Source organism: Agarivorans sp. TSD2052 (assembly GCF_023238625.1).
Lineage (GTDB): Bacteria > Pseudomonadota > Gammaproteobacteria > Enterobacterales > Celerinatantimonadaceae > Agarivorans.
Map to the genome: position 1 here is coordinate 3,162,239 of NZ_CP096670.1, position 23,142 is coordinate 3,185,380.

General features: G+C 44.5%; 20 protein-coding genes and 8 tRNA genes. 1 reads left to right on the forward strand and 27 read right to left on the reverse strand.

The window, feature by feature from the left end; all coding sequences use genetic code 11:
- Window positions 1-5: 5 nt before the first annotated feature.
- The 14 genes from M0C34_RS14275 to recA all read right to left on the reverse strand — a co-directional run bounded on the left by M0C34_RS14275 (window position 6) and on the right by recA (window position 7,634).
- Complete coding sequence (locus tag M0C34_RS14275; protein ID WP_248712356.1) at window positions 6-335, reverse strand: OadG family transporter subunit; 330 nt, start codon at window positions 333-335, stop codon at window positions 6-8.
- A gap of 263 nt (window positions 336-598) precedes the next feature.
- A tRNA-Arg gene (locus M0C34_RS14280) sits at window positions 599-675 on the reverse strand.
- Between the two features lie 54 nt (window positions 676-729).
- Window positions 730-806, reverse strand: a tRNA-Arg gene (locus M0C34_RS14285).
- Between the two features lie 11 nt (window positions 807-817).
- Window positions 818-910, reverse strand: a tRNA-Ser gene (locus M0C34_RS14290).
- Between the two features lie 46 nt (window positions 911-956).
- Window positions 957-1,033, reverse strand: a tRNA-Arg gene (locus M0C34_RS14295).
- Between the two features lie 47 nt (window positions 1,034-1,080).
- Window positions 1,081-1,157: transfer RNA gene (locus tag M0C34_RS14300), tRNA-Arg, on the reverse strand.
- Window positions 1,158-1,210: 53 nt separating this feature from the next.
- Window positions 1,211-1,287, reverse strand: a tRNA-Arg gene (locus M0C34_RS14305).
- Between the two features lie 46 nt (window positions 1,288-1,333).
- Window positions 1,334-1,410: transfer RNA gene (locus M0C34_RS14310), tRNA-Arg, on the reverse strand.
- 11 nt (window positions 1,411-1,421) lie between these two features.
- Window positions 1,422-1,514: transfer RNA gene (locus tag M0C34_RS14315), tRNA-Ser, on the reverse strand.
- 278 nt (window positions 1,515-1,792) lie between these two features.
- Complete coding sequence (gene csrA / locus M0C34_RS14320; RefSeq protein ID WP_137671596.1) at window positions 1,793-1,972, reverse strand: carbon storage regulator CsrA; 180 nt, start codon at window positions 1,970-1,972, stop codon at window positions 1,793-1,795.
- Between the two features lie 108 nt (window positions 1,973-2,080).
- Window positions 2,081-3,295, reverse strand: coding sequence for an aspartate kinase (locus tag M0C34_RS14325; RefSeq protein ID WP_248712357.1), 1,215 nt, complete (start codon window positions 3,293-3,295; stop codon window positions 2,081-2,083).
- A gap of 37 nt (window positions 3,296-3,332) precedes the next feature.
- A complete protein-coding gene (gene alaS / locus M0C34_RS14330; RefSeq protein WP_248712358.1) occupies window positions 3,333-5,957 on the reverse strand; it encodes an alanine--tRNA ligase in 2,625 nt (874 codons plus the stop codon).
- Window positions 5,958-6,098: 141 nt separating this feature from the next.
- Complete coding sequence (locus M0C34_RS14335; protein WP_248712359.1) at window positions 6,099-6,548, reverse strand: regulatory protein RecX; 450 nt, start codon at window positions 6,546-6,548, stop codon at window positions 6,099-6,101.
- Window positions 6,549-6,581: 33 nt separating this feature from the next.
- Window positions 6,582-7,634, reverse strand: a complete 1,053-nt coding sequence (recA, locus tag M0C34_RS14340; protein WP_248712360.1) for a recombinase RecA — start codon at window positions 7,632-7,634, stop codon at window positions 6,582-6,584.
- Between the two features lie 168 nt (window positions 7,635-7,802).
- Here recA and mutS point away from each other — a divergent pair, with 168 nt between their 5' ends.
- Complete coding sequence (mutS, locus tag M0C34_RS14345; RefSeq protein ID WP_248712361.1) at window positions 7,803-10,376, forward strand: DNA mismatch repair protein MutS; 2,574 nt, start codon at window positions 7,803-7,805, stop codon at window positions 10,374-10,376.
- Between the two features lie 94 nt (window positions 10,377-10,470).
- Here the strand turns inward: mutS and rpoS are convergent, their stop codons facing one another.
- The 13 genes from rpoS to relA form a co-directional block, all read right to left on the reverse strand.
- On the reverse strand, window positions 10,471-11,421 hold the full coding sequence (rpoS, locus tag M0C34_RS14350) for an RNA polymerase sigma factor RpoS (protein WP_248712362.1): 951 nt from the start codon (window positions 11,419-11,421) through the stop codon (window positions 10,471-10,473).
- A 55-nt stretch (window positions 11,422-11,476) separates the two neighbouring features.
- Window positions 11,477-12,280 (reverse strand): peptidoglycan DD-metalloendopeptidase family protein, encoded by an 804-nt coding sequence (locus tag M0C34_RS14355; RefSeq protein WP_248712363.1) that lies wholly within the window; start codon window positions 12,278-12,280, stop codon window positions 11,477-11,479.
- 4 nt (window positions 12,281-12,284) lie between these two features.
- A complete protein-coding gene (locus M0C34_RS14360; RefSeq protein WP_248712364.1) occupies window positions 12,285-12,863 on the reverse strand; it encodes a YqaA family protein in 579 nt (192 codons plus the stop codon).
- Window positions 12,860-13,501 carry a protein-L-isoaspartate(D-aspartate) O-methyltransferase gene (locus M0C34_RS14365; protein WP_248712365.1) on the reverse strand — a complete coding sequence of 214 codons (642 nt, stop codon included), beginning with the start codon at window positions 13,499-13,501 and terminating at the stop codon, window positions 12,860-12,862. Before M0C34_RS14365 ends, M0C34_RS14360 begins: the two co-directional genes overlap by 4 nt.
- Window positions 13,501-14,256 (reverse strand): 5'/3'-nucleotidase SurE, encoded by a 756-nt coding sequence (surE, locus tag M0C34_RS14370; RefSeq protein ID WP_248712366.1) that lies wholly within the window; start codon window positions 14,254-14,256, stop codon window positions 13,501-13,503. The genes M0C34_RS14365 and surE overlap by 1 nt, the downstream gene beginning before the upstream one ends.
- Window positions 14,237-15,292 carry a tRNA pseudouridine(13) synthase TruD gene (gene truD, locus M0C34_RS14375; protein ID WP_248712367.1) on the reverse strand — a complete coding sequence of 352 codons (1,056 nt, stop codon included), beginning with the start codon at window positions 15,290-15,292 and terminating at the stop codon, window positions 14,237-14,239. The genes surE and truD overlap by 20 nt, the downstream gene beginning before the upstream one ends.
- Window positions 15,293-15,772, reverse strand: coding sequence for a 2-C-methyl-D-erythritol 2,4-cyclodiphosphate synthase (gene ispF / locus M0C34_RS14380; protein ID WP_248712368.1), 480 nt, complete (start codon window positions 15,770-15,772; stop codon window positions 15,293-15,295). It abuts the gene before it with no gap.
- A complete protein-coding gene (gene ispD, locus M0C34_RS14385; RefSeq protein ID WP_248712369.1) occupies window positions 15,769-16,473 on the reverse strand; it encodes a 2-C-methyl-D-erythritol 4-phosphate cytidylyltransferase in 705 nt (234 codons plus the stop codon). Before ispD ends, ispF begins: the two co-directional genes overlap by 4 nt.
- Window positions 16,474-16,499: 26 nt before the next feature.
- On the reverse strand, window positions 16,500-16,784 hold the full coding sequence (gene ftsB, locus M0C34_RS14390; protein ID WP_248712370.1) for a cell division protein FtsB: 285 nt from the start codon (window positions 16,782-16,784) through the stop codon (window positions 16,500-16,502).
- A gap of 142 nt (window positions 16,785-16,926) precedes the next feature.
- Entirely contained in the window at window positions 16,927-18,228 is a 1,302-nt protein-coding gene (gene eno, locus M0C34_RS14395) for a phosphopyruvate hydratase (RefSeq protein WP_248712371.1), read from the reverse strand.
- A 64-nt stretch (window positions 18,229-18,292) separates the two neighbouring features.
- Complete coding sequence (locus tag M0C34_RS14400) at window positions 18,293-19,924, reverse strand: CTP synthase (protein ID WP_248712372.1); 1,632 nt, start codon at window positions 19,922-19,924, stop codon at window positions 18,293-18,295.
- A gap of 134 nt (window positions 19,925-20,058) precedes the next feature.
- The gene (mazG, locus tag M0C34_RS14405; protein WP_256469278.1) at window positions 20,059-20,871 is read right to left on the reverse strand and encodes a nucleoside triphosphate pyrophosphohydrolase; all 813 of its coding nucleotides are present in this window, start codon (window positions 20,869-20,871) and stop codon (window positions 20,059-20,061) included.
- Window positions 20,872-20,893: 22 nt separating this feature from the next.
- Window positions 20,894-23,113, reverse strand: coding sequence for a GTP diphosphokinase (relA, locus tag M0C34_RS14410; RefSeq protein WP_248712374.1), 2,220 nt, complete (start codon window positions 23,111-23,113; stop codon window positions 20,894-20,896).
- Between the last annotated feature and the right edge of the window lie 29 nt (window positions 23,114-23,142).

Below are 23,142 nucleotides of genomic sequence, written 5' to 3' on the forward strand. Positions count from 1 at the left end.
TTTAGTTATTGGGCCTTCCGGTACTGTTGAACAGCAGCTGTGATAGCTGCTAAAACAGTCGCATTATTGGCTGGTTGGGTCGAAGTAGTTGAAGATTGACTAGATTCAGGTAATTCTGCGATTGGTGGGGCAAGTTTAGCTAAGCCCATTACCGCAACAATTAGCAATGATAGAAAAGCGAATACAGAGACCATCCCGATCCCCATCAATGAAGCCGCTTCTATTAACAGCGCAGTCATATCCGTCATAATATTTAATCCACGTCCTTTAAGATTGGCGTAAGAATTACATGCTAACCAATAAAAATCAAACTGGAATTTTGAATAAATATTCAAAACTATAGGGTTGTTAATTTTATATTATCAATGACAAAAACTGCAATAAGCCGGGACATTAGCCTGTATATAGCGAAAGATCCGGCGCGCAACAATCAATTAACAGACCGTTAACACAGCTCAGTCAACAAACATCTATATGTAATTTAGCAGTTTAGCGAAGCCAAAAGTAGCCATTGAGATCACAAGAGTTAGAAATTGAAGATGAATAAGGAGTGAATATTGGATTGCCGTTAGATGGCATTGAATGAGAAGCAGAAAAATGGCGCGCGTGGAAGGATTCGAACCTCCGACCGCCTGGTTCGTAGCCAGGTACTCTATCCAGCTGAGCTACACGCGCGTATTGGGTATGACACAAGCCTAGATGACAATAGGCAAAGCTTCAAATAAAAAATGGCGCGCGTGGAAGGATTCGAACCTCCGACCGCCTGGTTCGTAGCCAGGTACTCTATCCAGCTGAGCTACACGCGCGTTGAAATCGATGGCGGTGAGGGAGGGATTCGAACCCTCGATAGGGCTACAAACCCTATACTCCCTTAGCAGGGGAGCGCCTTCGGCCACTCGGCCACCTCACCTCGACTTCGCTTCAGAAAACCTGCATTGCTGCAAATTTAAGAAGAATGGCGCGCGTGGAAGGATTCGAACCTCCGACCGCCTGGTTCGTAGCCAGGTACTCTATCCAGCTGAGCTACACGCGCGCAAAAACTTGTTGTAACAAGAATGACGAATCATTCCCTTAAATATATGGCGCGCGTGGAAGGATTCGAACCTCCGACCGCCTGGTTCGTAGCCAGGTACTCTATCCAGCTGAGCTACACGCGCACAGGTAACACTCAATAAAAAAAGCTCACATTAACTATGAGCTTTTTAAATAATGGCGCGCGTGGAAGGATTCGAACCTCCGACCGCCTGGTTCGTAGCCAGGTACTCTATCCAGCTGAGCTACACGCGCACAAAACACTTTGTAAACAGTGAAGCGATGCTTCACCTTTTTAATATGGCGCGCGTGGAAGGATTCGAACCTCCGACCGCCTGGTTCGTAGCCAGGTACTCTATCCAGCTGAGCTACACGCGCGTTGAAATCGATGGCGGTGAGGGAGGGATTCGAACCCTCGATAGGGCTACAAACCCTATACTCCCTTAGCAGGGGAGCGCCTTCGGCCACTCGGCCACCTCACCGCGATTTCGGATGCAGATATTACTGCTTCCGAAAATATAGTCAAACCTTTTTTGTCACTTTTCATTTGTTCGTTCAGCTTTCGAACAGATGACTGTATTTTTAGTCATAATAAGTACGAAAATACAGCATACACTGCATGAGCACCGAATAAATAAAAACCAGCAAAATAGTGATCATAGGCTGCAAGAACAGAGCAACAAAAGTCTTACAGACTTCATAAACAACAAAAGGAAGCAAGAGGCTTCCTTTTGTAAAATCTTGCTATAGCGATATGAAACTAGGCGCTAGCATTTTTCTCAGCTTGAATGCGCATGTAAATTTCTTCACGGTGCACAGAAACTTCTTTAGGTGCGTTAACACCAATACGTACTTGGTTTCCTTTCACGCCTAATACTGTAACAGTAACTTCGTCCCCAATCATCAACGTTTCGCCTACACGGCGAGTCAAAATTAGCATTAACTATCTCCTTTAAATTCGTATTCTTGTTCTCTAGCGACTTTAGAAAGCTATTATTTTTTTAGTATTCAGCGTATAGACTAGCTTGTTTCGGTCGCAGAGTCATTATTATTGCTCTAGGTTGTAAGCACTATGCAAAGCACGCACTGCAAGCTCTAAATACTTTTCATCAACCACGACCGATACTTTGATTTCAGAAGTAGAAATAAGTTGCATATTAATGCCTTCTTCACCCAAAGTTTCAAACATCGTTTTTGCGACACCAGGGTGATTCATCATCCCTACGCCTACAATTGATATTTTAGCTAACGAATCTTTACCTTGCACTTCACGTGCACCTAAACGCTCAGACGTGGCTTCCAGTAATTCTTTAGCTTTTTTATAGTCGTTACGGTGCACGGTAAAAGTAAAGTCTGCGGTGTTATCACCCATCGAGTTTTGGATGATCATATCCACGTCGATGTTAGCGTCACCAATAGGGGCTAAAATAGATGCAGCGACAGACGGTTTATCAGGCACACCCAAAATTGTTAAACTCGCCTCATCACGATTGAACGCGATGCCTGAAATAACCGGTGACTCCATTTTATTAACCTCATAACTAATTAAAGTGCCATTACCTTCTGTGAAACTCGATAATACACGCAGTGGAACATTGTACTTACCCGCAAACTCTACGGCACGGATCTGTAAGACCTTAGCCCCTAAGCTGGCCATTTCAAGCATTTCTTCAAAAGTAATGCTTTCTAAGCGGCGGGCTTTAGGTTCAACCCGCGGATCAGTCGTATAAACACCATCTACATCAGTGTAAATTTGGCATTCGTCCGCTTTAAGCGCCGCTGCAATCGCCACTGCTGTGGTATCAGAACCACCACGCCCTAAGGTAGTGATATGGTTTTCAGGGCTACGACCTTGAAAACCCGCTATAACCACTACTTTGTTTTGCTTTAAATGCGCTTGGATGTTTTGGTCATCAATACTGGTGATGCGAGCCTTACCATGTGAATTATCGGTATGCATACGAATTTGGTCGCCAGTCATTGACACCGCATCACAGTTTTTCTTCTGTAACGCGATACTTAGCAAGGCAATCGTTACCTGCTCGCCAGTAGATACCAACACATCTTTTTCGCGCTCACTGGCGTTCTCGTCAATTTCTTGCGCTAAACCTAACAAACGGTTAGTTTCACCAGACATTGCAGAGAGAACGACCACAACGTCATCCCCTGCTTCTTTACTGCGGATAACACGATCTGCGACTGCTTGAATACGTTCAATCGTCCCTACCGAGGTACCGCCATATTTCTGAACAATTAGTGCCACTTGCTTTCCTTTTTCCTTAACACTTAATGCTTATTGCTTAAAGCTTCTCTGTTAACCACTGTTTTACCTGCTCGAGCGCGTTAGGTAACCCATCTGGGTTATTGCCGCCAGCTTGCGCCATATCAGGGCGACCGCCACCTTTTCCGCCGACACACTGAGCCGCAATATTCACCATCTCACCCGCTTTAACGCGACTGGTTAAATCTTTGGTTACACCGGCAATCAGACTTACTTTACCGTCGTTTACCGCGCCTAATAACACCACGCCACTTTCCAGTTTAACTTTCAGCTCATCGACACTGCTGCGGAGTGCTTTACCTTCAACGCCATCGAGGAAGCCAACCAATACTTTCACACCGTTGATGGTTTGTATTTGATCTAACACATCATTACTGGCTGCACTGGCAAGCTTGGCTTTTAGTTGAGCAACGTCTTTTTCAAGCATCTTATTCCGGTCGACTAACTGCATCACTTTTTCGCCGATACTGAACTGGTCGCCTTTCACTAAATTGGCGGCCTTTTCCATTTCTTCGGCAATACGGTGTATGAGGTCGATAGCGAATTGTCCAGTTACTGCTTCAATTCGGCGAACCCCTGCAGCGATACCCGCTTCGCTGGTAATCTTGAAAAATCCGATATCACCGGTATGGTTTACATGAGTACCACCACATAGTTCGGTAGAAAAATCGCCCATACTCACAACACGCACGTCATCATCATACTTCTCACCAAACAAAGCCATCGCACCGGCTTGTTTAGCTTCATCCAAGTTCATAACCTTGGTAATCACTGGTAAATTACGACGGATCTGCTGGTTAACAAGATGTTCAACTTGACGGATAGAATTCATCGATATGGCTTCAAAGTGCGAGAAATCGAAACGTAAACGTTGCGCCTCTACCAACGAACCTTTCTGGGTAACATGCTCACCCAAGGTTTGACGTAATGCTGCGTGCAATATATGCGTCACAGAGTGGTTTAGCGCGGTATTCCAACGACGACGTGAATCAACTTTAGCAGTAACCACTTTATTCAAGCATAAGTCACCACCCTGCACATACCCCTTATGCACAAAGGCTTTGCCTACTTTGATGGTATCTTCAACCACAAAGCTGCCGCCCTCGTACATTAACTCGCCGGCATCACCTGCCTGGCCGCCCGATTCGGCATAAAACGGCGTTTTATCCAACACAATGATGGCTTGATCTCCACCAGCAAGTGACTGCTGAGATTCGCCATCTTTATAGATATCGACAATTTGAACTTCTGCATCTAAGTGCTGGTAACCTAAAAATTCGGTTTCGCTATCGATGATCAAATTATCGTTGTAATCAGTACCAAAATTGCTGGCCTTTTTGGCTCGCTGTCGCTGAGCGTGCATAGCTGCTTCAAACTCAGCTTCATCAACACTCAGTTCGCGTTCGCGAGCGATGTCTGCGGTTAAATCGGCAGGGAAACCGTAGGTATCGTATAACTTAAATACTAAATCGCCAGGAATTACTGAGCCTTTTAGTTCGTTTAACGCTTCATCAAGAATCAGTAAGCCACGGTCTAAAGTTTTAGCGAATTGCTCTTCTTCTAGCTTCAAAACTCGCTCAATAACGGGTTGTTGCGTTTTCAACTCTGGGTAAGCTTCGCCCATCTCTTGAATAAGAGCGGGGAATAACTTGTAGAAGAACCCTTCAGTTGCTCCAAGCTTATTACCATGGCGAACAGCACGACGAATAATACGACGTAATACATAACCACGGCCTTCATTAGCCGGCATGACGCCATCGGCGATCAAGAAACCACAAGAACGGATGTGATCAGCAATAACCCGCAAAGACTTGTTTTCTAGGTCGCTAGTACCAATGATTTTGGCAGCCGCAGCGATCAGATTTTGAAAGATATCGATTTCGTAGTTTGAATGAACACCTTGCAAAATAGCCGCAATACGCTCAAGACCCATGCCAGTATCTACCGAAGGATTTGGTAGAGCTTCCATGGTACCGTCAGCTTGGCGATTAAACTGCATGAATACCACGTTCCAAATTTCAATGAAACGGTCGCCGTCTTCTTCTGGAGACCCTGGAGGACCGCCCCAAATATGCTCACCATGATCATAGAATATTTCGGTACACGGACCACACGGCCCGGTGTCACCCATTTGCCAAAAGTTATCTGACTCAAACTTTTTCTCAGGCGACTTGTCACCGATCCGAATGATGCGATCTTCTGGTACACCAATTTTGTTGGCCCAAAGTGCAAACGCTTCGTCGTCAGTTTCATAGATGGTGACTAACAGCTTATCTTTAGGAAGCTTAACTACGTCGGTCAAAAACTCCCACGCATAGCTAATCGCCTCTTCTTTGAAATAATCTCCAAAGCTAAAGTTACCCAACATTTCAAAGAAAGTATGGTGGCGAGCGGTATAGCCTACATTTTCTAAATCGTTGTGTTTACCACCGGCACGAACACAGCGTTGTGACGTAGTGGCCCTAGTGTAATTGCGCTTATCAATGCCAAGAAATACATCTTTGAATTGATTCATACCCGCATTGGTAAATAGTAACGTGGGATCGTCGTGGGGAACTAACGAACTACTAGCAACGATTTGGTGATTTTTGCTGTTAAAGAAGCTTAAAAATGCATCTCTTACTTCAGCTGAAGTCATCTTCATGAAACTCTTTCCTGGGGGTTTGTAGCAACTCGACTTAGCGGTAAAATGAGGATTACTCGTCGACAAGCGCTTAAAAAGGTGAAACTCTAATTAATCGCGATAATATAGCACGCAGATCCATGCAGGCAAAGTGTTCAACAGTTATTGATGTTTGAGCTCGCTATACAGAATATTGATCAAATCAAATTCAAAACCGCGGCGATAAAGGTAGGCAGTACATTTTTGTTGCAAACTGCGTTCATTAGGAAGGCCTTGCTTGTATTTACGCTCGAAGCTTAAGCAGAGGGATTGATACCAGTCCCAGTCGGGAAGCGCTAACACTTCACTGGCTATGTCTTTTTTAATCCCCTTAGCCATTAAGTATTGTTGCAGATAATTACGTCCATAGCCTCTTTCCAAGCGGGAACGGACTAACTGCATAGCGTAATTTCTATCATCAAGCCACGCATTTTGCAGAGCGTATTCAAGAGCATCTGCAATTTCGCTCTCAGGGTAGCCTTTTTGTTGTAGCTTTAGTAACAGCTGCTGTTGGCTATATGAGCGTCGGGATAAAAGGTCAATTACACTATTAAGCGCACTGCGATTGGTCATAACAAAAAGGAGCCTCTCGGCTCCCCTCTCTAATTACGCTTCAGTATTCACTGGTGCGTCTTCAGTGGTGGCTGCATCTATCGTTTCTTCTACCACTTCAGGCGTCAGCAAATTCTTACGTATAGTCATTTCAATTTCTTGAGCCATTTCTGGGTGCTCCTTTAAGTAAGTAGAAGCATTAGCCTTACCTTGACCAATTTTTTTACCTTTATAGGAGAACCAAGCGCCGGCTTTATCAACCAGTTTTTCTCTTACACCAAGGTCAACCAGCTCACCATAACGGTTAAAACCTTCACCGTACATGATTTGGAATTCAGCTTGTTTGAATGGCGCAGCAATCTTGTTTTTAACCACTTTAACGCGTGTTTCATTACCCACTACTTCATCACCGCTCTTCACGGCGCCAATGCGGCGAATATCCAAGCGAACTGACGCGTAAAATTTCAATGCATTACCACCAGAGGTGGTTTCTGGATTACCAAACATAACCCCGATCTTCATACGAATTTGGTTAATGAAGATACACATACAGTTAGTTTGCTTTAAGGTACCGGTAAGCTTACGTAGTGCTTGTGACATTAAACGCGCTTGCAAACCTACGTGACTATCGCCCATGTCGCCTTCAATTTCGGCTTTAGGAGTCAGTGCTGCTACCGAGTCAATAACGATCATATCTACGGCACCAGAGCGAGCTAACATATCGGTAATTTCTAAGGCTTGCTCCCCAGTATCAGGCTGTGACACCAAAAGGTTGTCAACATCAACACCCAATTTTTTGGCGTAAATAGGGTCTAAGGCGTGCTCAGCATCAACAAAGGCACAAACTTTACCTACTTTTTGTGCTTGAGCGATGGCTTCTAAAGTTAAGGTGGTTTTACCTGAACTTTCTGGGCCATAGATCTCTACAACTCGCCCCATAGGCAAGCCGCCAGCGCCTAAGGCAATATCAATCGACAAAGAACCAGTAGAAATCGTTTCAATATCCATGGTACGGTTATCGCCGAGCTTCATGATTGAGCCTTTACCAAATTGTTTTTCAATTTGGCCTAGGGCCGCAGCTAATGCCTTTTGTTTGTTCTGATCCATATCGCCCTCGTAGGTGCTTTTAACTATCTTAATGACCAGTAGTATACTGGGTATTCATACAGTATCAAGTTTATTCCAAAAAATTAATAAAAGAGTTTTGCCTATTCGGCTGCCAGCTTTTATCCTTGCTGCTTCGTTTAACCATTACTAAACAATTCGATAAGCCTAATGACTGAAACTAATCTAGAAAAGCACACTCCTATGATGCGCCAATACTTAACGTTAAAGGCCCAGCATCCTGAGATTCTATTGTTCTATAGAATGGGTGATTTTTACGAACTGTTTTACGATGACGCCAAACGCGCCTCAGAGTTAATGGACATATCGTTGACCAAGCGTGGTCAATCGGCGGGTACCCCTATCCCTATGGCAGGTATTCCATATCACGCAGCTGAGAACTATTTATCTCGCTTGGTCCAATTAGGCGAATCTGTTGCCATTTGTGAACAAATAGGTGACCCCGCAACCAGTAAAGGGCCGGTTGAACGTAAGGTTGTGCGAATCATCACCCCTGGTACTGTCAGCGACGAGGCTTTATTAGAAGAAAAACAAGACAATCTGCTGGTGAGCGTGATCAACCAACAGCAACAAATTGGTTTAGCCTACTTAGATATAGCCAGTGGTCGCTTTGTCATTAACCAATTTATTGGTGAGCAACAGCTACAAGCCGAGCTGCAACGTCTAAATCCTGCAGAATTGCTATACCCAGATGATTTTGAGTTCTTCCCTGCCCTGCAAAGCTACAAAGGTTTACGTCGTCGAGGCGAATGGGAATACGATTTAGCCAGCGCCCAAAAAGCCTTGAATCAGCAGTTTGGCACCCGTCATTTAGATGGTTTTGGCGTAAGTGAGTACCCATTGGCCCTCGCCGCTGCCGGTTGTTTGATGCAATACGTACAAGATACTCAACGTACCGCGCTGCCTCACATTAATGCCATTATCGTCGAGAGCCAAAACCAGTTCATTCAACTTGATGCCGCCAGCCGTAAAAACCTCGAGCTCACGCGCAATCTAGCGGGAGGCTTTGAAAACACCCTTAGCTCAATTCTCGACCATAGTTCAACGTCTATGGGAAGCCGCTTACTGAACCGCTGGTTACACCAACCTTTAAGTAACCAACAACAAGTGATTGACCGCCAAGATTGTATTGCAGAAATATTGGCAGCAGATTTGTATACGCCAATCCAAGGCATTCTCAAATCCATTGGTGATATCGAACGAATACTGGCTCGCTTAGCACTACGCTCTGCCCGCCCCCGTGATTTAGCACGCTTACGTAACGCATTTAGTCTTCTGCCAGACCTACAAAGCGACTTAGCTCATTGCAGCGCGCTCGGTTCAATCGCTAAAAGTATTGGCGAGTTTCCTGAAACACTAAGCCTATTAGAACGGGCAATTATCGATAACCCTCCGGTTTTAATACGTGATGGTGGCGTGATTGCAGAGGGTTACAATCAGGAGCTTGATGAGTGGCGCAACTTAAGTGACGGTGCCACCCAATTCTTGAAAGGCATCGAGCAACGCGAGCGGGAACAAACGGGCATTGCTAATCTAAAGATTGGCTACAACAAAGTGCATGGCTTTTATATTGAAGTTAGCCGACTACATTCAGAACAAGTGCCAGAGCACTATATTCGCAGGCAAACGCTGAAAAATATGGAACGCTATATTATCGCTGAGCTAAAAGAGCACGAAGAAAAAGTACTCTCTAGCCAAGGTAAAGCGCTAGCACTTGAAAAACAACTGTATGACCAACTGCTCGATTTATTATTACCCAGCTTGAGCCAAATGCAGCGCAGCGCACAGGCCATTGCACAACTAGACGTGCTGTGTTGTTTAGCTGAACGTGCCGAAACCTTAAATTACGTGCGACCAAGCTTTACTGACCAAGCCGGTATTAATATTGAAGGTGGCCGTCACCCCGTTGTTGAACACGTCAACGACACGCCTTTTATCGCTAACCCCGTTAAATTGAACCAGCAGCGCCAACTGTTGATAGTAACCGGTCCGAACATGGGCGGTAAGTCAACGTATATGCGCCAAACGGCCCTGATTTGCTTAATGGCTTATATGGGAAGTTTTGTGCCTGCAGAAGCCGCTGAACTGGGCCCTATCGACAAAATATTTACCCGAATTGGAGCCTCAGACGATTTAGCCAGTGGCCGCTCAACCTTCATGGTAGAGATGACTGAAACCGCCAACATTTTACACAATGCGACGCCACATAGCCTCGTTCTGATGGATGAAATAGGTCGTGGAACCAGCACCTATGACGGAATGTCGCTCGCTTGGGCGGTAGCCAAAGCGCTCAACAAGCTTGAATCTCAAACCTTGTTTGCTACTCACTATTTTGAGTTGACCCAACTACCAGAACTGCTACAAGGAGTGGCAAATGTGCACTTAGATGCTGTTGAGCATCAAGACACTATTGCCTTTATGCATCAAGTACAAGATGGGGCGGCCAGTAAAAGTTATGGCCTACAAGTTGCTGCACTGGCTGGCATACCAAAATCGGTAATTACTCAAGCTAAAAGTAAGCTAAAACAACTCGAAGCCAATGCTCCCACTCCCGCTAAAGGCATTGAAGCAGACGGCGACCTAAGCGCTCAATTAGCGATGGACTTAATGCAAGAGACTGAACACCCGGTGCTGACACAACTTAAACACTTGGATCCCAATGACTTGTCACCTAAAGCAGCATTAGATTTATTATTTAATTTAAAGCTCCAAGCTAATAGCTGATAGCTGATAGCTGATAGCTGATAGCTGATAGCTGATAGCTGATTTTAGATAATAAAAAAGGAAGCCTAGGCTTCCTTTTTTGCTTGTTTAACTATTACACTTTAAATAAAGCGTCGATAGATAGGTCTTGTAAAGACAATATGTCTCGAAGGCGACGCAACGCTTCGACTTGGATTTGTCTTACTCGCTCACGGGTAAGTCCAATTTCACGGCCTACATCTTCTAAGGTTGAAGCCTCATATCCTAATAAGCCAAAACGACGAGCCAACACTTCACGCTGCTTACTATTTAGCTCTCCCAACCACTCAACAATGCTATTTTTCATATCATCGTCTTGAGTTCTATGCTCGGGACCATGCTCGTTTTCATCAGAAATAATGTCTAATAGCGCCTTGTCATTATCCCCACCTATAGGCGTATCCACAGAACTAATCCGTTCGTTTAAACGCAGCATTTTAGTTACGTCTTCAACTGGGCGGTCTAATGTTTCTGCAATTTCTTCTGCGGTAGGTTCATGATCCAAGCGGTGAGCTAATTCACGCGCAGTACGGAGGTAAACATTCAGTTCTTTAACCACATGGATAGGCAAACGAATAGTACGAGTTTGATTCATAATCGCTCGTTCAATAGTTTGGCGGATCCACCAAGTGGCATAAGTAGAGAAACGAAAGCCTCGCTCTGGGTCAAACTTTTCAACTGCTCGAATTAAACCAAGGTTCCCTTCCTCGATTAAATCTAACAGTGCTAAGCCTCGATTGTTGTAACGTCTTGCAATTTTAACCACTAAGCGTAGATTGCTTTCAATCATTCTTTTGCGAGCAGCATCATCGCCTCTGAGGGCGCGACGTGCGTAAAGCACTTCTTCGTCTGCGGTGAGCAAGGGCGAAAAACCAATCTCGCCAAGATATAGTTGGGTGGCATCCAAGCTCTTTGATACATCGGCTTGCATGATATCGTCTTTACTAGCGCTTTTATCAACTTTAGCTTTAGTTGCGCTGTTCGTTGAAACACTTTTTAGTTTTACAGCAGTTTTTACTTGGGTCATAGCATAACCTCCCTGAACAAGACCTGATTGCTATTATTATTGTGTGCAATCTAGGCTAGAGTGCCGGTAGATACTTACTTGGATCTACTGACTTTCCTTTGAAACGGATTTCAAAATGTAATCGCGTGTCGGTTGTTCCTGTATCGCCCATATCGGCGATATGTTGTCCTACTGCTACTTGCTGTTTTTCTTTTACACGTAATCGACTGTTGTGGGCATAAGCACTCAAGTAGTCGTCATTGTGTTTTATTATTATAAGTTTCCCGTAACCTCTTAAGGCACTCCCCGCATATACCACTCTACCAGGAGCTGACGCGATAATCTTTTGACCATGACTACCGCGAATATCTATGCCTTTATTACCATTAGCTTGATTTGAAAAGCCTTTGATAACCTTACCTTTAGTTGGCCAAACCCAGCCTTTTACTGGGCCAGTGTGTTGCTTGGCAACAACCTTAGGTGAGGTTTCAGCGTATGCCTTTGTTGACGTTGATTCAAGTTTTTTTGACGATTTCTTAACATCTTTAACTTGCACCTTCGCAGTTTTATGCTTGTTTGTAACATTCTGACCGGACTTAACTCCAGTCGTCTTCAATTTAATAGTTTGACCAACAAAGATTGTGTAGGGCGCTGAGATATTATTTCTTTTTGCCAGATCTTCGGGGTCAAGCCCTGCACGCCAAGCAATCGAATATAAAGTCTCACCTTTTTTAACTTTATAACTGGCAGAACTGATAACCCCACGGTTTTTTTGGTTATAGGTACCTGCGTCAGTAACCGGGGCGGGGCCCCCCTCTCGACTACATCCATGTAGTAAGCTAAGCATAAATAAAAACGTTATATAACGCAGGTATATCATCTAGTTAGCGTAATAGTAAATAAGCTACCACTGCTAGCACGATGACTAACCACCCTAGGATTTCAACGTATTTGCGCAACTGCGCTTCCATTTTAGCACCGCCCCACTTCATTAAACCTGCCACAAGGTAAAAACGTAGACCTCGGCCAACCAAAGAAATAAGCACAAATGGAATAAAAGCCATATTGAGTATTCCAGCGGTTAGGGTAAAAACTTTATAGGGAATAGGTGTGAAGCTAGCGACAAAAACAACCAATACTCCCCAACGTTCAAACCATTCAAAGGCTACTTCCATTTTGTGCTGATAACCAAACGAATTAATCAGTGGCTCTACCACGGGTTCATAAAAAAACTGGCCTAAAGCGTATCCAAGCATTGCGCCCAATACTGAGAAAATAGTGGCTAACATAGCAAAGTGCCAAGCTTTGTTAGGACGGGATAAGGCCATTGGCGCTAACATCACATCTACCGGTATCGGCCAAAAGATAGACTCAATGAAACTCATCCCAGAGAGGTAACGTACGGCATGGCGATGCTCTGACCAGGTCATCACTTTGTCGTATAAGGCACTAAAAATTTTCACGCTAATTCACCATTAATTAAAGGAACAAAACGCACTGGCTCTAAATGTTGTTGAGTAAAACCCTGTGCTTGTTTTTCGATAAGAATAAGAGCTTGTTGCTGTTGTTGCTCGCCAACGGGGATGATCATTCTCCCGCCAACACTTAACTGCTCGATTAAGGCGGAAGGAACAGCGCTGGCAGCGGCCGTAACCAAAATCGCATCAAACGGCCCCTTACTTGCCCAGCCTTGCCACCCATCACCGTGCTTGGTAGCAACATTATGTAAATCCAGTAACTTCAAACGCCTTTTTGCTTGAAACTGCAGGGTTTTAATCCGCTCAACTGAATACACCTGATCCACCAAGGAAGCTAACACCGCCGTTTGGTAGCCAGACCCGGTACCAATTTCCAACACTTTTTTAGGTTGCGTTTGCAGCAGAATCTCGGTCATTTTGGCAACGATGTAGGGCTGAGAAAGCGTCTGCCCCTGACCAATAGGCAAAGCCGTATTATCCCAAGCTTGATGAGCCAGTGCTTCGTCGATGAAATACTGCCGCGGTAGTTTTGCAATCGCATTCAATACCGCAGAATTTTGAATCCCGTGCTGACGTAATTGACTTACCAATTTCAAACTATTAGGGCTTTCGCCAATTTGCATTACTCTGCCTCCCAATCCTTGACCCAAGAGTCTAGTTTGCCAATAAAGCTGTGAGCTGTCATATCAATTGTTAAAGGAGTGATGGATACGTACCCTTTAGCAACAGCTGCAAAGTCAGTTCCTTCCCCGGCATCTTGCATCTCGCCAGGTGGTCCCAACCAATAAATGTCATGTCCCCGCGGGTCCTTTTGCTTGACCATAACTTCAGCGCGATGACGGCTGCCAAGCCGTGTCACTTTAAAACCTTTAATCTCGGCCAAGGGTAAATCGGGTACGTTCACATTAAGTATTTGATTACTCGGTAGCGCGTGCTCCCTAAGTTGCTCTAATAACTTCAAGGTAACACTCGCGGCGCTATCATAATGCTTACCCTCGTGACCCACTAGGGAAACAGCAATAGCTGGCAGGCCTAAGTTACGCCCCTCCATAGCGGCAGCAACAGTACCCGAATAAAGCACATCATCCCCTAAATTGGCGCCGGCATTAATCCCGGCGACAACAATCTCTGGCAATTCATCAACCAGTTCGTTAATCGCAAGGTGCACACAATCAGTTGGCGTACCTTTCACCGAAATAGTTTGCTCATCCAAATAGACGATACGAAGCGGGTTTTCTAGGGTCAATGAACTGCTAGCACCGCTACAGTTTCGATCGGGCGCCACCGTTAGTACTGGCGCTAAGGTTTTTAATGCGGCAGCCAAGCAAATGATGCCAGGCGCATGCACGCCATCATCATTACTCACTAATATGGTCATTACTTTCGCCTTCACAATTTACAATTTCGCGTAGAATACTGGTGGCGTAGTTACCCGCCGTTAAAAAGAAGCTAAGCACGAGGTCGTTCGCGTCGGCATGATAGCTAAATTGCTGTGGCTTAAGTGCTAAAGCACGACGCTCCATTTTCAGTCCCGCCTCGGACAATCCGCTGACAATCTCCGGATAGCTTGCCAACACAGATGTTTCAAATGCCAATGCCTTATCTAGGCAGGCCAACTCGCCCTTACCGACCATTGGAGCTGATAATTCAATTTCTGCTTGTTCAAAACGTTCTAGAATGGCTTGGTCAGCTTGCTCTGCCACAAAATAGGCATTACTAGTAGCAAACTTCATCACATCACCATCAAGCACCTGCTTAAACAACTGCTGCTCTATCCGCTGACTAATGGCTTGGTTAAACACCAAGCTACGAGCTGCTGACAAATACATGCTGCGCTTTTCTCGACTTTTAACACGTCTGCCTGCAAACATAGCTAACGCGTTATCTATGTTGCTAGCACCGCGACCAAAACGTTGTGAACCAAAATAGTTGGGGACACCTTCGTTGGCTACGTGCTCAGCTCGCTGTAAAGCTTGCTCAATATCAGATACATTACGAAGGCGAATAACAAAATGATTACCCGATAAGGCGCCACGTTTTAGTTTTCGGTTATGCCGAGCAGTAGCGATTACTTTTACCCCTTCACCCAAATTTTCGGCTAACTGAATATTAGCCTTCCCTGGTAACTGAATGCTAAACCATTGGGTGGTAACCGCGTGGCGATCTTTTAAACCCGCATAACTCACCACCTTTGGACTCGCTTCGCAGGCTTCAGCCAACATTTTTGCGACCCAAGCGGTGTTCTCGCCGGTTTTTTCAATTTTCACCATCATGTGTTCACCGTCACCGCTAAATTCAAACGGCAACACTTCATCAACTCGAAAGTCGACCGCCTGTTGCTTTAACTCCCCTGTGCAACAGGGTTTACCGTGCAAATAATTCAGCTCAGAGATGATTGTTGAATAGTCGCTCATTTAGCAAGCCTCCAGTAGAACGACAGCATGGCTAGAAATACCTTCTTTTCGCCCTTCAAAACCCAGCTTTTCGGTGGTGGTGGCTTTAACATTCACTTGACCAATATCGGCCGCTAAATCTTCAGCAATATTTAGCCGCATTTTTTCGATATGAGGAGCCATTTTCGGCGCTTGAGCGACGATGGTTAAATCCACGTTGCCTAACTGGTAACCACGTTGACTAACTTGCGCCATAACTTGTCGCAGTAAAATACGAGAATCAATTCCTGCATAGGCTTGATCATTGTCGGGAAAATGATGACCAATATCGCCTAAAGCCAAAGCACCCAGTAGCGCATCACACAGGGCGTGTAAAGCCACATCACCATCAGAGTGAGCGATAAAACCTTGCTCATAAGGAATCGCCACACCCGCGACGACTAACGGTCCCTGACCGCCAAATTTATGCACATCAAAACCGTGCCCAATGCGAATGCTCATCCTACTACCTCGTTATTTTGTTGTTGGCTTAAGTACCACCTAGCTAACGCCAAGTCTTCAGGACAAGTGACTTTTATATTGTCGCTACGGCCTTCCACTAAATTCACTGTGTGGTCAGCCCATTCCATGGCCGACGCTTCATCGGTGATACTGGCACCTGCCGCCAAGGCATCACAAATATTCTGCCTTAGGGTTTGCACTTGAAACATCTGTGGCGTTAAGGCATGCCAAAGCTGCTCTCTGGATACCGTATGCTCAACTTTACCTGCAGCCCCTCGCTTCATTGTATCGCGAACCTGACAAGCTAAAATGCCACCATGATTGGTTTGTTCAACCGTCTCGATAAGTGTACTGATATCATCATGGGTGATACACGGTCTCGCCGCATCATGCACTAGCACCCAATCGTCGGTTATAGTTTGCAAACCCGCTAATACCGAGTCGGCGCGCTCGTCACCGCCTTGCACAACGCTTACTCGACCAGAATGGGCTATCTCCAGGGCGCTAAACCACTGGTCATCGGGATGCAAAACCACGACTACTTGCGCAATTCTAGGGTGGGACAAAAATGCCAACGCCGTCGTTTCAAGAATTGTTTTGCCCGCTAAGTATAAATATTGCTTAGGAATATCTGCTTGCATGCGGCTGCCAATACCTGCCGCTGGGAGCAAAGCAGTATATTGCTTACTGTGAGAACTCATTAATTATTAATACTCGAGGCCAACCATTATTCAGTGTCAGAGGAAGGAATGATGCGATAGAAGGTTTCACCTTGTTTAATCATTCCTAATTCGTTTCTTGCGTGTTCTTCTGCTGCGTCTAGGCCATTACGTAAATCACCAATCTCAGCCTGTAATACACCGTTTCGCTGGGCCAATTGTTGATTCGCCAACTGCTGCTTAGCTACCTGATCCTGCAAAGAAAAATAGTCATTTATTGAGTTTTTGCCGAACCACAGCTGGTACTGCAAAAGCAAAACAATCAGTATTAGTAGAATTTTAAACGAACGCATGGCTCCTCCCTGACAGAGATAATCCCACAAAGCCGAATGTTACTCCATAAGCACTAAGCGATTTATCCAAATCCTTGGCAAAAAAAATCCCCAAGCACTAAGTGCTTGGGGATTTAAAGTGTAGATTAAGCTAATTTATGAATTAAGCTTGACCTTTAACTTCTTTAAGACCGTTGTATGGTGCTTTTGAACCTAGAGCTTCTTCAATGCGAAGAAGTTGGTTGTACTTAGCTACACGGTCAGAACGGCTCAATGAACCCGTTTTGATTTGGCCAGCAGCAGTACCAACAGCTAGGTCAGCAATAGTTGCATCTTCAGTCTCGCCTGAACGGTGAGAGATAACAACAGTGAAGCCAGCGTCTTTAGCCATTTTAATTGCAGCCAAAGTTTCAGTTAAAGAACCGATTTGGTTGAATTTAATTAGGATAGAGTTAGCGATGCCGTTGTCGATACCACGCTTAAGGATCTTAGTGTTAGTTACGAACAAATCGTCACCAACCAATTGGATTTTATCACCCATTAGTTTGGTTTGGTGTGCGAAACCATCCCAATCTGACTCGTCAAGACCATCTTCGATAGAAACAATTGGGTATTGTTGAGTAAGTTCTTGTAAGAAGAAGTTGAATTCTTCAGACGTGAATTTCTTGCCTTCACCTTTAAGGTCGTAGATGTTTGCTTCTTTGTCGTAAAACTCAGATGCAGCACAATCCATCGCTAAAGTGATGTCTTTACCTAGCTCGTAACCTGCGTTTGCAACAGCAACTTTAATTGCAGCAAGTGCAGCTTCGTTTGACTCTAGGTTTGGCGCGAAACCACCTTCATCACCAACAGCTGTTGAGTGACCGTCAGCTTTAAGTACTTTAGCTAGGCTATGGAATACTTCAGCACCCATACGTAGGCCTTCACGGAAGTTTGCAGCGCCAACAGGTTGAATCATAAATTCTTGGATGTCTACACTGTTATCTGCGTGCTCACCACCGTTGATGATGTTCATCATTGGAAGAGGCATAGAGTAAACACCAGAAGTACCATTTAAGTCAGCAATGTGAGCGTATAGTGGTACATTTTTAGAATCAGCAGCAGCTTTAGCAGCAGCTAAAGAAACAGCTAAGATAGCGTTTGCGCCAAATTTAGCTTTGTTTTCTGTGCCATCTAAGTCGATCATGATTTGGTCAAGTTCAGCTTGGGCTAAAGCATCTTTACCTACTAATGCTTCTGCGATTGGGCCGTTTACAGCAGCAACAGCTTTTAATACACCTTTGCCTAAGTAACGAGCTTTATCGCCATCACGTAATTCTAATGCTTCACGAGAACCAGTTGATGCGCCAGAAGGAGCAGCAGCCATACCGAAAGAACCATCAGCAAGATGAACTTCAGCTTCTACAGTTGGGTTACCGCGTGAATCCATGATTTCACGACCAAGTACTTTTACGATATTAGACATTACTAATTTCCTCTATAAATAAACAAACTACAAACTTTCTAAAATTACGACCCGCTAATAGATACTAGCGAGCTTTATTAAATTCGCCAGCTGCTTTAATAAAACCAGCAAACAACGGGTGTCCGTCGCGGGGCGTTGACGTAAATTCTGGGTGGAATTGAGCCGCCACAAACCAAGGATGATCAGGGTTCTCAATAATTTCCACTAATTTCTTGTCTGACGACAGGCCAGTAACCTTAAGACCTTTCTTGGTAATCTTAGGTAACAAGGTGTTATTCACCTCGTAACGGTGCCTGTGTCGTTCGTAAATTTCTACACTGCCATATAAATCAGCAACTTTAGAGCCTTTAGTTAGGTGGCATAGTTGCGAACCTAAACGCATAGTGCCGCCAAGATCAGACTTGCTATCACGCACTTCTACTTTACCGTCTTCGTCGATCCACTCGGTAATTAAGCCGACAACAGGCGCTGAAGACTCTGGGTTAAACTCTGAAGAATGCGCATCAGTTAAACCGGCAACGTTGCGTGCGTATTCAATTAACGCTACTTGCATGCCCAAACAAATACCTAAATAAGGCACTTTGTTTTCTCGAGCGAACTGTGCGGCTAAAATTTTACCTTCAACGCCACGCTCACCAAAACCGCCAGGGACCAAAATCGCATCTAAGTCTTTTAGTACATCAGTACCTTTTACTTCAAGATCTTGAGAGTCTACGTATTGAATTTTCACACTCAAACGGTTTTTCAACCCAGCATGTTTAAGTGCTTCATTAACCGATTTGTAAGCATCTGGCAGTTCAACATATTTGCCTACCATGCCAATGATCACTTCATTGGTAGGATTAGCTTCTTCATATATTACTTGTTCCCATTCGCATAAATCGGCTTCAGGGCAGTCAATGCCAAAGCGCTCGGTCACTAAGTTATCTAAACCTTGTGATTTTAATAGCGCAGGAATTTTATAGATACTATCTACGTCTTTCAGCGAGATAACCGCTCGGTCAGGCACATTAGTGAACAAAGCAATTTTAGCGCGTTCATTAGCCGGAATAGCACGGTCACTACGACAAATTAGAATGTCAGGCTGAATACCAATCGAACGAAGTTCTTTCACTGAGTGCTGTGTCGGCTTCGTTTTAACTTCACCAGCAGCGCCCAAATAAGGCACTAAAGTAAGGTGCATGTACATGGCGCGCTCGCGGCCAATTTCTGTACCTAACTGACGAATAGCTTCTAAGAAAGGCTGAGATTCAATGTCACCTACGGTGCCACCGATTTCTACAATCGCTACATCAACACCTTCACCACCAGCTACAATGCGCTCTTTAATGGCGTTAGTAATGTGCGGAATAACCTGAATGGTAGCGCCTAAATAGTCTCCACGACGTTCTTTACGCAATACATCTTCATAAACCCGACCAGTAGTGAAGTTATTACGTTTGGTCATTTTGTTACGAATAAAGCGCTCGTAATGACCTAAATCGAGATCTGTTTCTGCACCATCCTCTGTCACAAACACTTCACCGTGTTGGATCGGACTCATGGTGCCTGGATCTACATTAATGTAAGGGTCAAGCTTCATAATGGTCACTTTAAGACCACGAGCTTCAAGAATGGCAGCCAGCGATGCAGCGGCAATACCTTTACCCAAAGAGGATACTACGCCACCAGTGACGAAAATGTATTTTGTTGTCATGTCGAACCTGAGAAGTTGGATGTGTTAAGGGCGTATCTGCGATACTTGGACGGGGGCATAGTATAGCAAAGCCTCTTTAACACCACAATCAATGTCACTCTAACAAGACTAAGTTTTCGTGTTTTTGTTGTAAATCAATTTTTGTAATTTTCTTTCACTTTATCCCACAAAGAATCCATTTCTTGGAGGTTCATTTGTTCCAATTTTTTACCATCAAGCCTTGCTAGGTCCTCTACAGAGCGGAATCTACGACTAAATTTTTGATTGGCTTGGCGCAGTAAGTCTTCGGCATCAAATTCACAAGCTCGGGCTAAATTTACGCAAGTAAACAACAAATCACCAATTTCCTCGGCAATATCCTGTTGTTTTTTTGAACTAATCGCTTGTTGAACTTCTTCCAGTTCTTCTTGAACCTTGTCAAGCACCGGTTCGACACTTGGCCAGTCAAAACCCACACTGGCACAGCGTTGCTGTAGCTTCTGCGCGCGGCTCAAGGCCGGCAAAGCCATCGGAACATCATCTAATACACTGAGCTTAGTTTTTGCTTTACTCGCGCGTTCTTTGGCTTTTTCTGCTTCCCAGTTAGCCTTTACGGCAGCTTCATTGCTAAAGGCTTGCTCAGCAAACACATGCGGGTGACGGCGGATCAGCTTTTCACATATTCCTTCAACCACATCAGCAAACTGAAAATCGCCTTGTTCATGTGCAAATTGAGCGTAATAAACCACTTGAAACAATAAATCGCCCAGTTCGAGCTTAACCTCGTTGAAATTCCCCGTCTCTAAAGCCAGATTGATCTCTTCTACCACTTCATAAGTTTCTTCGACAGTATAGGGAACGATAGATTGCCAACTTTGCTTTAGATCCCAAGGGCATCCCCCTTCTGGATCGCGTAACCTTGCCATTATGGTCAACAAGGTATCAATTGTATAAGGCGGTTGCAGCATATGGCTGTTAGTGTCCCTAAGCTTAACGTAAACGACGCGCTTCAATAATGTGATTGAGCTGATTAATCTTTGACAGTACCCGAGACAGGGTTTCTAAGTTATATATCTCGATATCCATATCGATGGTCGCGGTTTGACTCTTGGTATCGGAGTTACTTTGCATGCCCTGCACATTCACTTTGTCATTGGCTAATACTGTAGTGATGTCACGCAGCAAACCACTTCGATCATTCGCAACGATTCGAATCGTTAAATTGTAGCCTCCCGAATCCTTTCCACCCCACACTGCGTCTATCACTCGTTCAGGTGTGCGGCTGACCAACTCAGCTAACTGCTCACAATCAACACTGTGGATTGAAATCCCTCTACCTTGGGTAATAAAGCCCTTAATTGAATCACCAGGAATAGGCTGACAACAACGCGCAACATGGGTCATTAGGTTACCCACACCATCAACAACGATGGCATCTTTAGCGCGTTTTTTCTTTTGACCGTGATGTTCGGCTTTTTTGGTGATTGTTTCTAAAGCTTGTCGATCAAGCTCTTCAGCAGTAGGTTTATTTAGGGTCGCTTGTAAGTAGTGCACCAATTGATTTAAGCGCACATCGCCGGCCCCAATGGCAGCCAGTAAATCATCTAATGTCTTCACATTAAAACGTTCAACACAGCTTTCAACATCACTCATTTTAAAGCCATGTTTACTTAGCTCGGCTTCAAGTAAGTCTTTACCTACAACTTGGTTTTTATCTTTATCTTGTTTCTTGAACCAAGTGGCAATTTTGGTACGCGCTCGTGATGACTTCACATAGCCCAAATTTGGGTTAAGCCAATCGCGACTGGGACTGGATTCTTTTTGGGTTATAATTTCAACTTGCTCGCCGGTACTTAATTGATAGGTAAACGGCACAATACGCCCGCCAATTTTAGCACCAATACAACGATGCCCCACTTGGCTATGCACGTAATAAGCAAAATCTAAGGGAGTAGAACCGGCGGGCAGGTCGATCACTTCGCCGCTCGGGGTAAATACATAAACGCGGTCATCAAACACTTGCGAGCGAAGCTCTTCAAGCATAGAGCCATTCTCGGCAATATCATCTTGCCATGCGAGTAACTTGCGTAACCAAGCAATTTTGTCTTCAAAGTCAGTTCTACCGCCACTGCCGCCTTCTTTGTACTTCCAGTGCGCGGCCACCCCCAACTCAGATTCTTCGTGCATCTGCTTAGTGCGGATTTGCACTTCGATAGTTTTCCCTTCAGGGCCTACCACCACAGTATGGATTGACTGATAACCATTAGGTTTTGGATTAGCGACATAATCATCAAATTCGCTGGGGATATGATGCCAAGATGTATGAACCACCCCAAGTATTGCATAACAATCTTGAAGTTTTTCAGCAACAATACGAATCGCTCTTACATCAAACAGTTTATCGAAGGATAAATCCTTCTTTTGCATTTTTCGCCAGATACTATAGATATGCTTAGGTCTGCCATAAACTTCAGCTTTAATATTTGCCGCGCTAATATCTTGCTGAAGCTTGTTAACAAAGTCTTCTATGTAGTCTGTTCTGGCAATCCTTTTCTCATCTAACTGTTTGGCAATCAGCTTGTAGGTATCTGGGTGCAGGTAGCGAAAAGTAAAGTCTTCTAACTCCCACTTTAATTGGCCAATCCCTAAGCGGTTCGCTAATGGCGCATAAATGTCTTGGCTTTCTTTCGCCGCCAGCACGCGAATATCTTCACTTTCATTTTTAACTTCGCGCAGGAAACAAATTCGTTCTGCAAGCTTAATTACGATTGCCCGAACATCTCCTACCATCGCCAATAGCATGCGTCTTACATTGTCAATTTGACCTGCTGACAAGCTTTTGTTTTGCCCAGTACGCAACACTTTCATCGCGTCCATTTGCGCCGCGTCAAACTGTAGTTTTACGACCTCTTCAGAAAACTGCTGAGCGAGCTTATCTTTAGCAATTAAACCCGATTCTACAAAGGGAAATAATAAAGCAGCTTTAAGGGTTGGTAAGTCCATATTGAGAGTGACTAAAATCTCTACCATTTCCTTACCTTTATTTAGGCAAGAATGGATTTGTTGTTTATCGGCATCGAGTTCGCGGAAGAAATTACTGACTTCAAACAATTTTTGCTGCTCATCACTCGCCACATCCAAACTGGCAACCCATTGATTTTCATCAAATAATAATTGTTGATTGAGATGTGTTTCTCTAACCGAAACCATACGACTTCTCTTCCGTTAATTTTTATTGC